Annotated in this window: 13 protein-coding genes; 8 read left to right on the top strand and 5 right to left on the bottom strand. The window is 70.7% G+C overall.

Going from position 1 to position 14,269, the window contains the following annotated elements; all coding sequences use genetic code 11:
- The first annotated feature begins 66 nt into the window (after positions 1-66).
- Positions 67-537 (top strand): transcriptional regulator NrdR, encoded by a 471-nt coding sequence (nrdR, locus tag ON30_RS17775; protein WP_040708565.1) that lies wholly within the window; start codon positions 67-69, stop codon positions 535-537.
- A 15-nt stretch (positions 538-552) separates the two neighbouring features.
- On the opposite strand, the gene hrpA is transcribed toward nrdR, so the two are convergent.
- Positions 553-4,719 (bottom strand): ATP-dependent RNA helicase HrpA, encoded by a 4,167-nt coding sequence (gene hrpA, locus ON30_RS17770; RefSeq protein WP_040708564.1) that lies wholly within the window; start codon positions 4,717-4,719, stop codon positions 553-555.
- Positions 4,720-4,904: 185 nt separating this feature from the next.
- On the opposite strand from hrpA, the gene ON30_RS17765 reads away from it, so the two are divergent.
- Entirely contained in the window at positions 4,905-5,507 is a 603-nt protein-coding gene (locus ON30_RS17765) for a Pr6Pr family membrane protein (protein WP_245554099.1), read from the top strand.
- A gap of 21 nt (positions 5,508-5,528) precedes the next feature.
- Positions 5,529-6,752, top strand: a complete 1,224-nt coding sequence (locus tag ON30_RS17760) for an aminotransferase family protein (RefSeq protein ID WP_040708631.1) — start codon at positions 5,529-5,531, stop codon at positions 6,750-6,752.
- A 3-nt stretch (positions 6,753-6,755) separates the two neighbouring features.
- On the opposite strand, the gene ON30_RS17755 is transcribed toward ON30_RS17760, so the two are convergent.
- The gene (locus ON30_RS17755; protein WP_051029476.1) at positions 6,756-7,049 is read right to left on the bottom strand and encodes a GNAT family N-acetyltransferase; all 294 of its coding nucleotides are present in this window, start codon (positions 7,047-7,049) and stop codon (positions 6,756-6,758) included.
- 117 nt (positions 7,050-7,166) lie between these two features.
- Here ON30_RS17755 and ON30_RS17750 point away from each other — a divergent pair, with 117 nt between their 5' ends.
- The 3 genes from ON30_RS17750 to ON30_RS17740 all read left to right on the top strand — a co-directional run bounded on the left by ON30_RS17750 (position 7,167) and on the right by ON30_RS17740 (position 10,144).
- On the top strand, positions 7,167-8,801 hold the full coding sequence (locus tag ON30_RS17750; RefSeq protein WP_040708562.1) for an acyl-CoA synthetase: 1,635 nt from the start codon (positions 7,167-7,169) through the stop codon (positions 8,799-8,801).
- Positions 8,802-8,908: 107 nt separating this feature from the next.
- A complete protein-coding gene (locus ON30_RS17745) occupies positions 8,909-9,091 on the top strand; it encodes a hypothetical protein (protein ID WP_040708561.1) in 183 nt (60 codons plus the stop codon).
- Between the two features lie 240 nt (positions 9,092-9,331).
- Positions 9,332-10,144, top strand: a complete 813-nt coding sequence (locus tag ON30_RS17740; RefSeq protein WP_040708560.1) for a DUF5134 domain-containing protein — start codon at positions 9,332-9,334, stop codon at positions 10,142-10,144.
- A 16-nt stretch (positions 10,145-10,160) separates the two neighbouring features.
- Here the strand turns inward: ON30_RS17740 and ON30_RS17735 are convergent, their stop codons facing one another.
- The 3 genes from ON30_RS17735 to ON30_RS17725 all read right to left on the bottom strand — a co-directional run bounded on the left by ON30_RS17735 (position 10,161) and on the right by ON30_RS17725 (position 12,262).
- Positions 10,161-10,835, bottom strand: a complete 675-nt coding sequence (locus ON30_RS17735; RefSeq protein WP_040708629.1) for a PhzF family phenazine biosynthesis protein — start codon at positions 10,833-10,835, stop codon at positions 10,161-10,163.
- Positions 10,836-11,068: 233 nt separating this feature from the next.
- Positions 11,069-11,608 carry an alkylhydroperoxidase, AhpD family gene (gene ahpD, locus ON30_RS17730; RefSeq protein WP_040708559.1) on the bottom strand — a complete coding sequence of 180 codons (540 nt, stop codon included), beginning with the start codon at positions 11,606-11,608 and terminating at the stop codon, positions 11,069-11,071.
- Positions 11,609-11,674: 66 nt separating this feature from the next.
- Complete coding sequence (locus ON30_RS17725; protein WP_040708558.1) at positions 11,675-12,262, bottom strand: peroxiredoxin; 588 nt, start codon at positions 12,260-12,262, stop codon at positions 11,675-11,677.
- A 110-nt stretch (positions 12,263-12,372) separates the two neighbouring features.
- Here ON30_RS17725 and ON30_RS17720 point away from each other — a divergent pair, with 110 nt between their 5' ends.
- Both ON30_RS17720 and ON30_RS17715 read left to right on the top strand, forming a co-directional pair.
- The gene (locus ON30_RS17720; RefSeq protein ID WP_040708557.1) at positions 12,373-13,281 is read left to right on the top strand and encodes a hydrogen peroxide-inducible genes activator; all 909 of its coding nucleotides are present in this window, start codon (positions 12,373-12,375) and stop codon (positions 13,279-13,281) included.
- A 219-nt stretch (positions 13,282-13,500) separates the two neighbouring features.
- On the top strand, positions 13,501-14,220 hold the full coding sequence (locus ON30_RS17715; protein WP_218006275.1) for a gamma-glutamylcyclotransferase family protein: 720 nt from the start codon (positions 13,501-13,503) through the stop codon (positions 14,218-14,220).
- The last annotated feature ends 49 nt before the right edge of the window (positions 14,221-14,269 follow it).

The following is a 14,269-nucleotide window of genomic DNA, read 5'->3' as shown; positions in this document are numbered from 1 at the left end:
GGGCCGGTCGACACGATCGGAGACCGGGCCGGACGCGAGCGCGCGCATCGACGAAGGATCTCTCGGATGCATTGCCCGTACTGCCGACACCCTGACTCCCGGGTGGTCGACTCACGCGAGGCCGAGGAAGGTGCGGCCATCCGCCGTCGACGATCCTGCCCGACCTGTGGGCGGCGCTTCACCACGGTGGAGACCGCCATCCTGTCGGTGGTCAAACGCAGCGGAGTCACCGAACCGTTCAGCCGGGAGAAGGTGATCCGCGGCGTGCGGCGGGCCTGCCAGGGCCGCGAGGTCGACGACGACGCCCTGAACCTGCTGGCCCAGCAGGTCGAGGACGCGGTGCGCGCCAAGGGCGCGCCGGAGGTGCCCAGTCACGAGGTCGGTTTGGCGATCCTCGGGCCGCTGCGCGATCTGGACGAGGTCGCCTACCTGCGGTTCGCCTCGGTGTACCGCTCCTTCACCTCGGCCGACGATTTCGAGCGCGAGATCCAGGACATGCGAGCGGCGCGCGCCGCCGCGGCGGTCGCGGTCGACTGACGGGCGGGCGGGCGATCAGCGTCGCACGGCCGCGATCGCCTTCTCGATGCGTTTGACCGACACCGGGTAGGGCGTCCCCAACTTCTGGGCGAACAGGCTGACCCGGAACTCCTCGATCATCCACCAGATCGCCGCCACGTCGGGGGCGTCGCGGCGGTGTTCGGGCAGGGCCGAGACCAAGCGGTCGTAGGCGCTCAGGGCGCGGTCGACCTCGGCGATGCCCTGGCGGTCGCGCACGGCCGAACCGGGGAGCGCGGCCAGTCGCACGGCGGCCGCCTCCAGATAGCGCGGAATCTCGCGCAACCGGTCACCGCCCCATTCGGACACGAATCCGGGGAAGACCAAGTCGTCGAGTTGGCGACGGACATCCTCGGCGATATCGCGTTCGACGGTGTCGGCCAGCAGCGAACTCACCCGGTGCGCGCCCGCCAGCACCGGCACCGCCGCGCGCACCAGGCGCGCGACCGCGGAGGTGAACTGAGGCCGGACGCGGGCCAGCAGCGCGTCGAACTCCTCGGGGGAGCGGACCGGGCCGCCCGCCGCCGCGATCAACTCGTCGGCGGCCGCCGCGCGGCAGTCCTCGACCAGGGCGTCCAGGCTGCCGTACGGGTTCTGACTCAGGGTGAGCCGGTCGCGCGGCGGCAGACTCGCGGTGACCGCGCGCACCGAGGTGGGCAGGGCGGCCAGGACCAGCGCGCGGGTGCCGGTGCGCATGGCGGCCGCCTGTTCGGCGGGTGAGCTCAGAACGCGCACCGCGACGCCCTCGGGTTCGGGGACCAGCGCCGGGTAGCCGGTGACCGTCTGCCCGGCGACTTCGCGCCGCACCGTCGCGGGCAGCGTGCCCAGCGACCCCGAGGTCCACACCGTGGCGGGCGCTCGTTCCGCGCCCGCGGTCGCGCGCGCCACCGAGGCCGAGACCTGCTCGGCCAGCGCCGTTTTCAACGCGCCGAGATCCTTGCCCTTGGCCAGGACCGCGCCGGTGGAATCCACGGCCGCGAAGGTCATCCGCAGATGGTCCGGCAGGGTTGTCGGATCCAGATCCGCCGGGGAGACGGTGATCGAGCCGAGTCGTGACAGTTCCCGCGCCAGCCCGACGCGCAGCGGTTCCGAACGCGGGGTGAGCGCGGCCAGTGCGGCGGCGGCGAAGTCGGGGGCGGGAACCACGCTGCGGCGCAACGATTTCGGCAGCGTCTTGATGAAGGCCGCGGCCAGTTCCTCGCGCATGCCCGGCACCAGCCAGTCGAAGCCGACCGGACGGACATGGGCCAGTTGCTCGACCGGGATCGAAACGGTGACGCCGTCGTCGGCCTGTCCCGGCTCGAACTGGTAGCCGAGCGGGAAGGACAGCTCGCCCTGTCGCCAGGCGTCCGGGAAATCGGTGGGGTCCAGACCGGCGGCGTTGTCGTTGACCACCGTGGACTCGGTGAAATCCAACTGACCGGCATCGGTGCGCGAGGCCCGTTTCCACCAAGTGTCGAAATGGCGGACCGAGACGACCTCGGCGGGAATGCGCTTGTCGTAGAACTCGAACAGGACCTCGTCGTCGACCAGGATGTCGCGGCGGCGCGCCCGGTGCTCGAGGTCGGCGACATCCTCGAGCAGCGCCCGGTTGCGGTGGAAGAACTCGTGCCGGGTCTGCCATTCGCCCTGGACGAGCGCGTGCCGCAGGAACAACTCGCGCGACAGTTCCGGGTCGATGCGCCCGTAGTCCACCGGGCGTCCGGTGACCAGCGGGATCCCGTACAGGGTGACCCGCTCGTAGGCGCGGGCCGCGCCGCGCTTGGCCGACCAGTGCGGTTCGGAGTAGGTGCGCTTGACCAGATCGCCCGCGAGCCGTTCGGCCCATTCCGGCTCCACCTTGGCCGCCATCCGGCCCCACAGCCGCGACGTCTCCACCAGTTCGGCGGCCATCACCCAGCGGGGCGGTTTCTTGGCCAGCGACGAACCGGGGAAGATCATGAACTTCGCGTTGCGGGCGCCGAGGAATTCGCGCGACTCCGCCTCCCGCACCCCGATGTGGGAGAGCATGCCCGCCAGCAGTGCTTGGTGCACGGCGGTGGAATCCCACGGGACGCTGTCGTCTTCCGCCTTCGCCGTCTCCGCCGCGCGGGGGCGCGCCCGGTCGGAGTGCGCGGGCCGCCCGCCCCCGCGACGGCGCCGCGAACCCTGTCCGCCGCGTCGCGAGGTCGGTTCCGCCGCGGAGTCGGGGGCTTCGGCGCGCGCGTCCTCGGCGGACCAGCCGAGGCCGCGGGTGATCGTGCGCAGTTGGCCGTGCAGGTCCTGCCATTCCCGGATGCGCAGGTAGTGCAGGAACTCCTCGCGACACATGCGACGGAACTGGTTGGACGACAACGCCGTTCGCTGTTCGCGCAGATAGGTCCACAGGCGCAGGTAGGCCAGGAAATCCGAGCCGTCCACGACGAAACGGGCGTGCGCGGTGTCGGCGGCCTGCTGGAACTCCGCCGGACGCTCGCGCACGTCCTGGATCGACAGCGCCGCCACGATGATCAGCACGTCGGTCAGACAGCCCGTGCGGTGCGCCTGCACGAGCATCCGCGCCATGCGCGGGTCCACCGGGATCTGGGCCATCTCCCGACCGGTGGCGGTCAGCGTCAACCCCGGGTCCGACCGCGATTCGGCGGATTCGGCCCGCGCGGTGCCGGTGTCGGATTCGGCAGGGGCGGTTTCGGTGTCGGCGGCAGCGGCGGGGGCGGGACGCGGCGACGCGGACTGCCTGGTCATCGCGCCGAGTTCTTCCAGCAGGGCGATGCCGTCGCGGATGGCGCGCTTGTCGGGGGCCTCCACGAACGGGAAGTTCTCGATGTCGCCGAGCCCGAGCGCGGTCATCTGCAGGATGACCGCCGCCAGATTGGTGCGCAGGATCTCCGGTTCGGTGAACGCGGGCCTGGTCTCGAAATCCTGCTCCGAGTACAGGCGGATGGCGATGCCGTCGGCGACACGGCCGCAGCGGCCCGAGCGCTGCCGCGCCGAAGCCTGCGAGATCTCCTCGATCGGCAGGCGCTGCACCTTCGTGCGCATCGAGTACCGGGAGATGCGCGCGGTGCCCGGGTCGACCACGTAACGGATGCCGGGCACCGTCAGCGACGTCTCGGCGACGTTGGTGGCCAATACCACCCGGCGGCCCGTGTGCGGCTCGAACACCTTGTGCTGCTCGGCCGCCGACAGTCGCGCGTAGAGCGGCACGATCTCGGTGCGCGGCAACCGCAGATCGCGCAGCGCGTCGGCGGTGTCGCGGATCTCGCGCTCACCGGACAGGAAGACCAGCACGTCGCCGTCGCCCTCGGTGAACAGTTCGCGCACCGCGTCGCCGATGGCGTCGACCGGGTCGCGGTCGACGATCCGGGTGTCGGAGTCCTCGTCGAGCGGAGGCAACTCCAGCGAGAGCGGCCGGTACCGGATCTCCACCGGGTAGGAACGCCCCGAGACCTCCACGATCGGGGCGGGCTCACCGCGCTCGTCGGCGAAGTGGCGGGCGAACAGTTCCGGGTCGATGGTGGCCGAGGTGATGATCACCTTCAGGTCGGGGCGGCGCGGCAGCAGTTGCTTGAGGTAGCCGAGCAGGAAGTCGATGTTGAGGCTGCGCTCGTGCGCCTCGTCGATGATGATCGTGTCGTAGCGGCGCAGCAGGCGGTCGCGCTGGATCTCGGCGAGCAGGATGCCGTCGGTCATCAGTTTGACCAGCGTGCGGTCGGAGGCGTGATCGGTGAAGCGGACCGTGTAGCCGACCACGTCGCCGAGTTCGGTGCCCAGTTCCTCGGCGATGCGCTCGGCGACGGTGCGCGCCGCGAGCCTGCGCGGCTGGGTGTGCCCGATGACGCCGCGGATGCCGCGCCCCAGTTCCAGGCAGATCTTCGGGATCTGGGTGGTCTTGCCCGAACCGGTCTCACCCGCGACGATCACGACCTGGTTGGCGGCGATCGCCGCGGCGATGTCCTCGCGACGCTGGGTGACGGGCAACTGCTCGGGATAGCCGATCGCGGGCACGGCGGCGCGCCGCTGCTCGACGCGGTGTTCGGCGGCGGTGATCTCGGCGGCGACCTCGGCGAGTTGTTCGCCGCGCGCGCGATCGAGGCGGCGGCGCAGCCGGTACTCGTCGCGGAGGGAGAGGTTCGCCAGCCTGGTGCGCAGTTCGCGTGTCGCGGGGTCGGCTGTCCTGGTCATGGCCCTTCCAGCCTAATGGGCCGCGCGGACACGCGGCCCGGGCAGCCCGCGGCGACGGTGGGCGACCCGTCCGGTCGACACCGTTGCGGGAAGTGTGCTCGCTGCCCGAATCGGGGCGGTGACCAGTCCGGCTGTGCGACCATCGAGCGATGCGGTCGGCGGCGGGAACGGCGTGGTGGATCCGGATGCTCCGGGTGGGCTTCGGCGTGCTGGGCGTCCTGGCGCTGGTCTGGATTCCGCTGCGCGACGCCGACCTGGTCACCTTCTCCGTCGCGAACTACTTCAGCTATTTCACCATCCAGTCCAACGTGCTCGGCGTCGCGGTGTTGCTGATCGGTGGCCTGCGCGACCCCGCCGGTCGCCGCTGGCAGACGATACGCGGCGCGGTGACGCTGTACCTGCTCATCACCGGCGTCGTCTACGCCGTCCTGCTGGCCAATCTGGACGTGATGCTCACCGACCGCTGGATCAACGACGTCCTGCACCGCATCCTGCCGATCGTGCTGCTCGCGGACTGGGTGCTGTCGCCCGTCGCGCTCGGCGTCACCGCCCGACTGATCGGCGGCTGGCTGATCTACCCGCTGGTCTACGGGGTGTACACGCTGATCCGCGGCCCCCTCGTGGACTGGTACCCGTACCCGTTCATCGACCCGCGCCACCAGGGCTACGTCTCCCTGATCATCGGGTTGATCGTGCTGGCCGGGGTGTTCGCGCTGCTGGCGCCGGCGGTCGCGTCGGTGGGCGCGCTGGCCACGCGCTGGCGCACGCCCGCGGCCGAGGTGACCTGAACCCCTCAGGAGGTGGACGCGATGACCGCGCTGTGGCACGGATTCGCCGACATGGGCGCCGTCGAACACGACGGCGCGTTCGTGGTGGCCCGCGGTGAGGGCGCCTACATCTGGGACGCGGCGGGGGCGCGCTACTTCGACGCCACCGCCGGGTTGTGGTTCGCCAACATCGGACACGGACGCGCGGAGGTCGCCGACGCGGTGGCCGACCAACTGCGCACCCTCGCGCACTATTCGGGCTTCGGCGACGTCACCGAACCGGTCACCGCCGAACTCGCCCGTCGCCTGGCCGCTGTCGCTCCCGTGCCCGACAGCAAGGTCTTCTTCACCGCGGGCGGTTCGGATTCGGTGGACTCGGCGGCCAAACTGGCGCGGCGGTACTGGCGCGAGGTCGGCCGACCGGACAAGACCGTGCTGGTCGGGCGCACCCGGGCCTACCACGGCATGCACGTCGGCGGCACCTCGCTGACCGGGCTCCCGGCCAACCGGGAGGGCTACGGGGAGTTGATGACCGACACCCGCTCGGTCGCGTGGGACGACGCGGAGGCGTTGGGCGCGCTCGTCGCCGACCTCGGCGCGCAGCGCGTCGCCGCGTTCTTCTGCGAACCGGTCCTCGGCGCGGGCGGGGTGTATCCGCCGCCGCCCGGCTACCTGTCCCGGGTGCGCGACCTGTGCCGCGAACACGAGATCCTCTTCGTCGCCGACGAGGTGATCACCGGCTTCGGCCGCATCGGCGGCGACTGGTTCGCCTCGGCCCGCTACGACCTCGCACCCGACATGCTGATCGCCGCCAAGGGCCTGACCTCCGGATACGTGCCGCTCGGTGCGTTGATCGTCGCCCCGCACGTCGCCGCGCCGTTCTTCGCGGGCGGGGTCTGGTGGCGGCACGGCTACACCTACGGCGGCCACGCGGGCGCGGCGGCCGCCGCCCTTGCCACCATGGCCATCACCGAACGCGAGGACCTGCCCGGGGCCGCCCTCCGCCTCGAGGCGACACTGCGCACCCGGCTGGCCCCGCTGGCCGAACACCCGCGCGTCGCCGAGGTCCGCTCGGGAGTCGGCGCGCTGGCCGCCATCCAACTGGCCGACCCCGCCGACGCCCTGCCCTTGGTGAAAGTACTCCGCGCCCACGGTGTCTCGACCCGCGCGATCGGCTCGGGAGCCCTCCAGATCTCCCCACCCCTGATCACCACCGACGACCAGATCGACGAACTGGCGGCGGGATTCACCGCCGCGCTGGGGTGAGTCTCACACCGCGGTCGCCACGCCGCGCCCGGCGTGGCCCGCGGCCGTACGCAGCGACTTGATCTCGGCGTGCTCGTCGTCGAGTCGCCGCAGCGCCCCGCACCCGACCAAATCCGGCCCGAGGCGGGCGCTCCACATCGTGATCGACGGATCGCGCAACCCCTCGACGTCCAGCGCGTGCATGCTGCCGTCGGGCGAGTGCTCGCGCATCTCGGCCAGATGTTCGCGAAGCAGGGCCTTGATCTCCGGGCCCGACAGATCATCGATGTCCAAGCGCACGTCGGTGGTGTTCGGCACGGCTGCCATTCTCTCGCGGCGAGAGTGCGAGGCTCGACGGCGGTGTGACCGGCGCTCTAGGGTGAGGGCACCTGCCATCGGCGTGTCGGGTGGGGCGAGAACAGTGAGGTTCTGGACATGGGATTTGCCGAGACCCTCGGGACGGTCGCGGCCGGGGCGGTGCGGCGCGCCGCCGACGAGACCTATTACGCCGCGTTGGCGGTGCGCGCCGGCTTGGCCACCCCCGAACGGCCAGACCGACTGGCTCGTATGGGCGTCGCCGTTCTGCGCGCGGGCATGCTCGGCGGCCTGGCCACCGTAGCCGCGCTGCGCTACCGCGACCGGGTGGCCGTTCTGGACGAAGCAGGCCCGGTCACCTTCCGCGAACTCGACGAGCGCAGCACCGCGCTGGCCAACGCCTGGCGGGCGCGCGGCCTGCGCGACGGCGAAGGGGTGGCGGTGCTGGTGCGCAACCACCGCGGCTTCCACTACGCGGTCTTCGCCGCCGCCAAATGCGGCGCCAGGATCATCCTGCTCAACACCGGGTTCGCCGGGCCGCAACTGCGCGAGGTGCTCGCCCGCGAGAGCGCCGACCTGCTGGTCTACGACGACGAATACGCCCCGCTGCCCGACGATCTCGACCTGGCGCGCGGCGCCTACCGCGCCTGGGTCGACGAACCCGCCGTGGACACCCTCGACAACCTGATAGCCTCGGGCGCGCGCCACCGCCCGCGCCCGCCGTCGACCACGGCGCGCATCGTGCTGCTCACCAGCGGCACCACCGGCACGCCGAAAGGGGCCGGGCGCGGTGAACCGAGTTCGCTGGCCCCGCTGGGCGCGATCCTGTCCCGGGTGCCCATGCGGGCCCGCGAGGTCACCGAATGTCCGGCCCCGCTGTTCCACACCCTCGGCTTCGCCCAGGCGATGCTGGCGATGGGATTCGGCTCCACCCTGGTCATCCGCCGACGCTTCGACCCGCAGGCCGTCCTCGACAGCCTGCACGAACACCGCGCGACCGCGCTCATCGCCGTCCCCGTCATGCTGCAACGCATCGTCGACCTCGGTCCGGAAGCGCGGGTGGGGCGCGACCTGCGCAAATTGCGAGTGATCTTCGTCGCCGGTTCGCAACTGGGCGCCGACCTGTGCCGCCGGGTGACCGGCGCCTTCGGCCCCGTGGTCTACAACGTCTACGGCTCCACCGAAGTCGCCTACGCGACCATCGCCACCCCGGCGGATCTGGCCCGCGAACCGGGCTGCGTCGGCAAGCCGGTGCCGAGCACCACGGTGAAGATCCTCGGCGAGGACGGCATCGAACTGCCGCGCGGCTGGACCGGACGCATCTTCGTCGGCAACGACTTCCAGTTCGACGGCTACACCGGCGGCGGCGACAAACCGCGCGTCGGCCGCCTGATGTCCACCGGCGACCTCGGCCATTTCGACCGCGCGGGAAGACTTTTCGTCGACGGCCGCGACGACGACATGATCGTCTCCGGCGGCGAGAACGTCTACCCGGGCGAGGTGGAGGAACTGCTGGCCGCGCATCCGGCGGTACGGGAGGTGTGCGCCTTCGGTGTGGCAGACGAACGCCACGGGGAGCGGTTGCGCGCGGTCGTCGTCGTGCGCGAAGGCCACACGCTCAGCGAGGACGACGTGCGCGAGCACGTCAAAGCGCATCTGGCCCGGTTCAAGGTGCCGCGCGATGTGGTGTTCGTCGCGGAGTTGCCGCGCACGCCCACCGGCAAGGTGCTCAAACGCGTACTGCGCGAGGACTGATCGCGACGCCGGCGCAAAGGTGAATTTCTCGGTGCGCGAGCGTGATCGGCCACCCCGCGATGGACCCGTGGCTATGCTGCACGGTGATCCGACCAAGGGGGACGATCATGAGCGATGCGCGCGAGCGCAGTGCGACGGCCAGGGTGTTCCTGGTCTCGGCGGTCGCGGTGGCGACCTATCTCCTGGCCGCCTCCGTGGTCGCCGCCGCCGTGACGCCACCGGGCGCGCCCATGGTGGCGCGGTGGCGGGCCCGCCGTTCCGCACGATCCAGCGGGCGGGCCGCGTGGTGAGGCGGACGGGCAGCGCGATGACCCGGCTGGGTGGCGTGTGGCGAGGCCAGACGATGCGATGACGCGGCCGTCGGCACGGCGGACAGGTCGGGGCGCGGTGGGCGTGCCGTGAGGCGGTGGGCTTCGGCGGCGTGAAGGCGACGCGGGGGCGGTGTGGGGGCACCGCACGGACCCCTGAACTCCCGCGGACACGGTCTTGTCGGTGCGAGCATGGGTGTACGCGTCGGAAGGTGGTGGGGTGTGACGGCTTTCGTGCAGCAGTACGCCGTGTTGCGGTGGTCGGCGGCGTTCGCCTTCGCCGTCGCGGCGGTGATCGTCGCGACGCGCTTGGCGCTACCGCTCCGTGTGGAGGCGTTGGCGCACAGTGGATTTCGTGCTGACGTCACTTCCGGCGATTCGACCGCGGCGGGCGATTCAGCGGCGGCGGGTGCTTCGGCGGTGGTCGACAATCCGGCGGTGGTCGGCGATTCGGCGACCGCGCGGGAAGTCTCGACGTCCGCGCATCGCGAATCGGATGCCGCGCACCTGCTGATGTGTCTGGTGATGCTGACCATGCTGGTGTTCCCCGCGACCGCGGACCCGCACGCCCTGCGCGGGGTGCTGACCGCGATGGCCGTGGTGTTCGTCCTGCTGCCGCTGATCGGCCTCGCCCAGCACTTCGGCGTCGAACAGCGCTCAGGCGTCGATCAGCACCCTGACGGTACTCGGCACGCCGCTATCACGCCGCACGGCACCGCTATCACGCCGCACCGCAATGGTTTCGACGCGGTGATCCACCGGGCCGGAGCGTTGGGCTACCACGCGGTCGCGGCGGCGGCGATGCTCTATGCGATGTCGGGCCACAACGGCGCCGGCCACTCCGGTCCCGCCGTCGCGCCCGCCCTGGCGTTGGCGACCCTGTTCTGTCTGGACGCGGCCGTCATGCTGGTCCTGCCCGCGACCCACCGTCCGCATCTGCTCGCCCATCCGTCCGCGGGCGCTTCGGCGGTGATCCCGCACCTGGTGATGGACCTGGGCACGGCGTACATGCTGATCGCCGCCGTCCACGGGTGACCCGGAGGCCGGTGACTCAGATATCGATCACCGAATCGGCGCTGACCCGCCCGCCGAGATGCACCCATCCGTCGGAATCCCACTGGGTGAACAGCTGGGAGCCCTTGCCCTGGGTGATGACCAAACCCTGCCTCAGCTGCGCGGTCAGCGCGACGGCCGCCGCGCCGGTGGCCTCGTCCTCGGCGATGCCCATGGTCGGGGCGAACATGCGCGAGCGCAGCGCGCCACGGTGTTCGTCGGTCCAGGTCCACAGGTAGTGCGGGCCGCCGGTGAAATCGTCGGGCCGCAGCGCCTCGAGCTCCTCGAGGTCGGCCACTTGGTGGAAGGTGAAGTCGGGAGCCCATTCGCCGCGGGCCTTGATCCAGGTCAGCCCGCCGGTCATCTCGATCGTGACCGGTCCGGCCGCCATCTGGAGCACCTTGACCGGAATGCCCTGTTCGGCGAACCACCAGGCGGTGCCGACCGACGGATGTCCGGCGAAGGGCAGTTCCAAGGCGGGGGTGTAAACGCGTACGCGGGCGATCTCGTCCACCGGATCGGAGACGACCACCGTCTCGCTGAAGCCCGCGCGGGCGGCCAGCGCCTGCGGATCGGCGGCGATCACCTCGGCGGCTCTGGCGATGCCGAGCTCGTTACCGAGTCGACCCGCGGCATCGGTGAAGACGCGCACCACCTCGACCCGCGTGCTCATGACCTCAGGTTCACCGTGTGTGCCCATGCCGCGAGCCTACCGGCCGACCCGTGCGCCACGGAGCCGACAACGACCCATGTCGATGATCCTCACCGGTGATTGCCGCAAACCCGGTGGTCATCGCACCGGCCGTCGGAAGCTGTGATTTTGCCGATAGCTGAATGGTAGCGAAGAAACGAAACGTGCCCCGCTCCAGAGGGGAGCGGGGCACGGAATCCGACGTCGCGGCGAGTTCAGAGCGCGGCGGCCGCCAGCGACTCGGTCGACACCACGGCCTGCCCGACGCCGGCGACGATGGCCGCCGCGCGCAGCGACTCGAAGATCACCTCGCGCGAGACGCCCGCCTCGCGCAGGGTCTTCTCGTGGGCTTCCAGGCAGTGCGCGCAGCCGTTGATCGAGGAGACCGCGAATGACCACAGCTCGAAGTCGGCCTTGTCCACACCCGGGTTGCCGATGATGTTCATCCGCAGACCCGCGCGCAGATCGTCGTAGCGACCCTCGAGGAACGCCTTGCCGCGATAGAACACGTTGTTCATGCCCATGATGGACGCGGCGCCGAGAGCGGCGTCGTACGCCTCGGCCGACAGGGTGTCGGCCGCTTCCTCGGCGATCTCGCGCAGCGTCGTGGCCGAACGGGTGGCGGCCGCCGACGCGAGCAGGGTGCCCCACAGCTGCTGCTCGGTGAGCACCGTGGTGCGCGAGATCGATGACAGGTTGAGTTTGAGGTCCTTGGCGTACTCGGGGAGGGAGTTCTTCAGGTTCTCAATGCTCATGGGTGATTCCTCGGCTCGGATCGTCCCCGCGGCGCGGGGGTGGGGCGATGATCGTGGTGGTGTGGCTCAGACGCTCGCGGCGAGCAGTTGGCCCGCGTCGATCGTCGGATCGCCCTTCTTCCAGTTGCAGGCGCACAGTTCGTCGGACTGCAGCGCGTCGAGTACGCGCAGCACCTCGTCGACGTTGCGGCCGACCGACCCGGCGGTGACCGAGACGAACTGGATCTCGTTGTTCGGGTCCACGATGAAAGTGGCGCGGTCCGCGACGCCGTCGGCGTTGAGAACGCCGGTGGCCGAGGCGAGTTCGCGCTTGAGGTCCGACAGCATCGGGAAGGGGAGGGTCTTGAGGTCCTCGTGCTGGGCACGCCACTGGAAGTGCACGAACTCGTTGTCGACCGACGCGCCGAGGATCTGCGCGTCGCGATCGGCGAATTCCTCTTCGAGCTTGCCGAACGCGGCGATCTCGGTCGGGCACACGAAGGTGAAGTCCTTGGGCCAGAAGAAGATCACGCGCCATTTGCCCGCGTGGTCGTCGCTGGTGATCCGGGTGAAGTAGTCGTCGGGCTGCTGAGCGTCGACCTTCGACAGGTCACCGCCGATGACGGCGGTGAGGTTGTATGCCGGGAATTGGTCGCCGATGGTCAGCAGGGCCATGCTTGTCTCCTCGTCCTTTGTGGGATTGTCGGCGTGCGATGCGTGCGTTCGTGATCTTGCCCAACGCGCAGTGAAAGGTAAAGGTGATCAGTCGCACTACACTGATAGGCGTGACTGATCAGACTTATCAGCCAACACTGTCGCAGCTGCGTGCGTTCGTGGCGATCGCCGAGTACCGCCATTTCGGCACCGCCGCAGCTCGTCTCAGCGTGAGCCAACCCACGTTATCGCAGGCACTGGCCGCCCTGGAAAACGGCCTCGGCCTACAGCTCATCGAACGCAGCACCCGGCGCGTGCTGGTCACCGCCGCCGGGACGCGACTGCTGCCGCAGGCGATGGCCACCCTCGAGGCCGCCGACCGCTTCGTGGCCTCGGCCACCGGCGGCGGTCTGGGCGGCGCCCTGCGGATGGGCATCATCCCCACGGTCGCGCCCTACGTCCTGCCCACCCTGCTCCCGCAACTGCGCAAGCGACTGCCCGACCTGCATCCCCAGATCGTCGAGGATCAGACCACGCGACTGCTGGAGGGGCTGCGCACCGGGGTGCTCGACGTCGCCTTGCTCGCCCTGCCGACCCAGGCGCACGGCGTCGTCGAGATCCCGTTGTTCGACGAGGAATTCGTGCTCGTCACCCCGCGCGGCCACGAACTCGGCGGTCGCGCCGACATCGCCCCGAACGCCTTGGGCGACCAGCCGCTGCTGCTCCTGGACGAAGGGCACTGCCTGCGTGACCAGACCCTCGACCTGTGCCGCTCCTTCGACGTCGCGCCGGGCGCGGTCGGCGACACCAGGGCCGCCTCGCTCTCCACGGTCGTGCAGTGCGTGGCGGGCGGCCTCGGCGTCACGTTGATCCCCCGGATGGCCGTGGCCGCCGAAACCGCCCGTGGCGCATTGGAAACCGCGCATTTCGCCGCACCCGCGCCGGGACGTACCATCGGACTGGTCCACCGGGCCTCCACCGCTCGCGCCGAGGACTACGAATTCCTCGCCGCGATCGTGCGGGCACACCGTCCGCACTGACAGTTCGGCCGGAGGCGACCGCGGGCGGGCACGTCACATCCTGCATGGCGCGCGAACGAACGGGTAGCCCATCGAGGTGACGACGCACCGGCAAGGGCAGAGCAAACGGGCCGCCCGTTCCCCTGCGTCCCCGCCCGCGGTAGGGGACACTGGGAGGGCAGCGTCCGGCGGCCGTGCCCTCGGATATCTGGTACGGCGGGTGGCACGGAGGCACGGAATATGGTTGCGCGCATCGTTGTGATCCTGCTCTTCCCGGTCGCCTGGCCGATCTACTTCGTGCTCTGGTGCAAGCGTCACCCGGAAGAGGTCCGCCACGCCGTGCACGCCGTGCGCGATCTGCTCCGGCGGCACCCCAGGACCGCCGCCTGGGTCGGCGTCGTGTTCGGCGGCATCGGAGTGATCGGCCATCTGGTCGACGGCGAACTCCCGGCGATGGCCGTCGGCGCGGCCGTGGCGGGCTGGTGCGCGTGGCTGCTGGTGAAGTGGCGGCGGCAGGAATCGGCCGCGCGCGCACCCGCGATCCCCGACGCCGAACGACCCGTCGGCCCGCAGGACACCTTGTTCGTCTACGGCACGCTGCGTTTCCCCGAAGTCCTGCGCGAACTGATCGGGCGCAGCCCGCACACCGAGACCGCCGACCTGGCGGGTTGGCGCGTCGCGGCGCTGCCGGGGCGGATCTATCCCGGTCTGGTCCCCGCGCCGGACGCGCACGCCCCCGGACTGCTGCTGACCGGCCTCGATCCGCGCGAATGGGCGGTCCTGGACGATTTCGAGGACGAGGAATACGAACTGCGCCGCCTCGACACCCCCGACGGCGCGGTCCTGGCCTACGTCTGGACCGGCCCGGTCCTGGACCAGGACTGGGAACACGCCGACTTCGCCACCGCCCACCTGGCGGCCTTCGTCACCGAATGCGGACAGTGGCGCGCGACCGGTTGAGAAACGCCGAACGCCCCGCCGCCGCGGCGACGGGGCGTCCGACGATCTC

The sequence above is a fragment of the Nocardia takedensis NBRC 100417 genome, from assembly GCF_000308695.1.
GTDB classification, from domain to species: domain Bacteria; phylum Actinomycetota; class Actinomycetes; order Mycobacteriales; family Mycobacteriaceae; genus Nocardia; species Nocardia takedensis.
The sequence above is the reverse complement of the archived record's forward strand: the minus strand, read 5'-3'. Positions and strand labels throughout refer to the sequence as shown.

Excerpts from the sequence above, each read along its gene's own strand:
- nrdR (WP_040708565.1), top strand. The coding sequence starts at position 67 with ATGCATTGCCCGTACTGCCGACACCCTGACTCCCGGGTGGTCGACTCA.
- hrpA (WP_040708564.1), bottom strand. The coding sequence starts at position 4,719 with ATGACCAGGACAGCCGACCCCGCGACACGCGAACTGCGCACCAGGCTG.
- ON30_RS17765 (WP_245554099.1), top strand. The coding sequence starts at position 4,905 with ATGCTCCGGGTGGGCTTCGGCGTGCTGGGCGTCCTGGCGCTGGTCTGG.
- ON30_RS17760 (WP_040708631.1), top strand. The coding sequence starts at position 5,529 with ATGACCGCGCTGTGGCACGGATTCGCCGACATGGGCGCCGTCGAACAC.
- ON30_RS17750 (WP_040708562.1), top strand. The coding sequence starts at position 7,167 with ATGGGATTTGCCGAGACCCTCGGGACGGTCGCGGCCGGGGCGGTGCGG.
- ON30_RS17745 (WP_040708561.1), top strand. The coding sequence starts at position 8,909 with ATGAGCGATGCGCGCGAGCGCAGTGCGACGGCCAGGGTGTTCCTGGTC.
- ON30_RS17735 (WP_040708629.1), bottom strand. The coding sequence starts at position 10,835 with ATGAGCACGCGGGTCGAGGTGGTGCGCGTCTTCACCGATGCCGCGGGT.
- ahpD (WP_040708559.1), bottom strand. The coding sequence starts at position 11,608 with ATGAGCATTGAGAACCTGAAGAACTCCCTCCCCGAGTACGCCAAGGAC.
- ON30_RS17725 (WP_040708558.1), bottom strand. The coding sequence starts at position 12,262 with ATGGCCCTGCTGACCATCGGCGACCAATTCCCGGCATACAACCTCACC.
- ON30_RS17715 (WP_218006275.1), top strand. The coding sequence starts at position 13,501 with ATGGTTGCGCGCATCGTTGTGATCCTGCTCTTCCCGGTCGCCTGGCCG.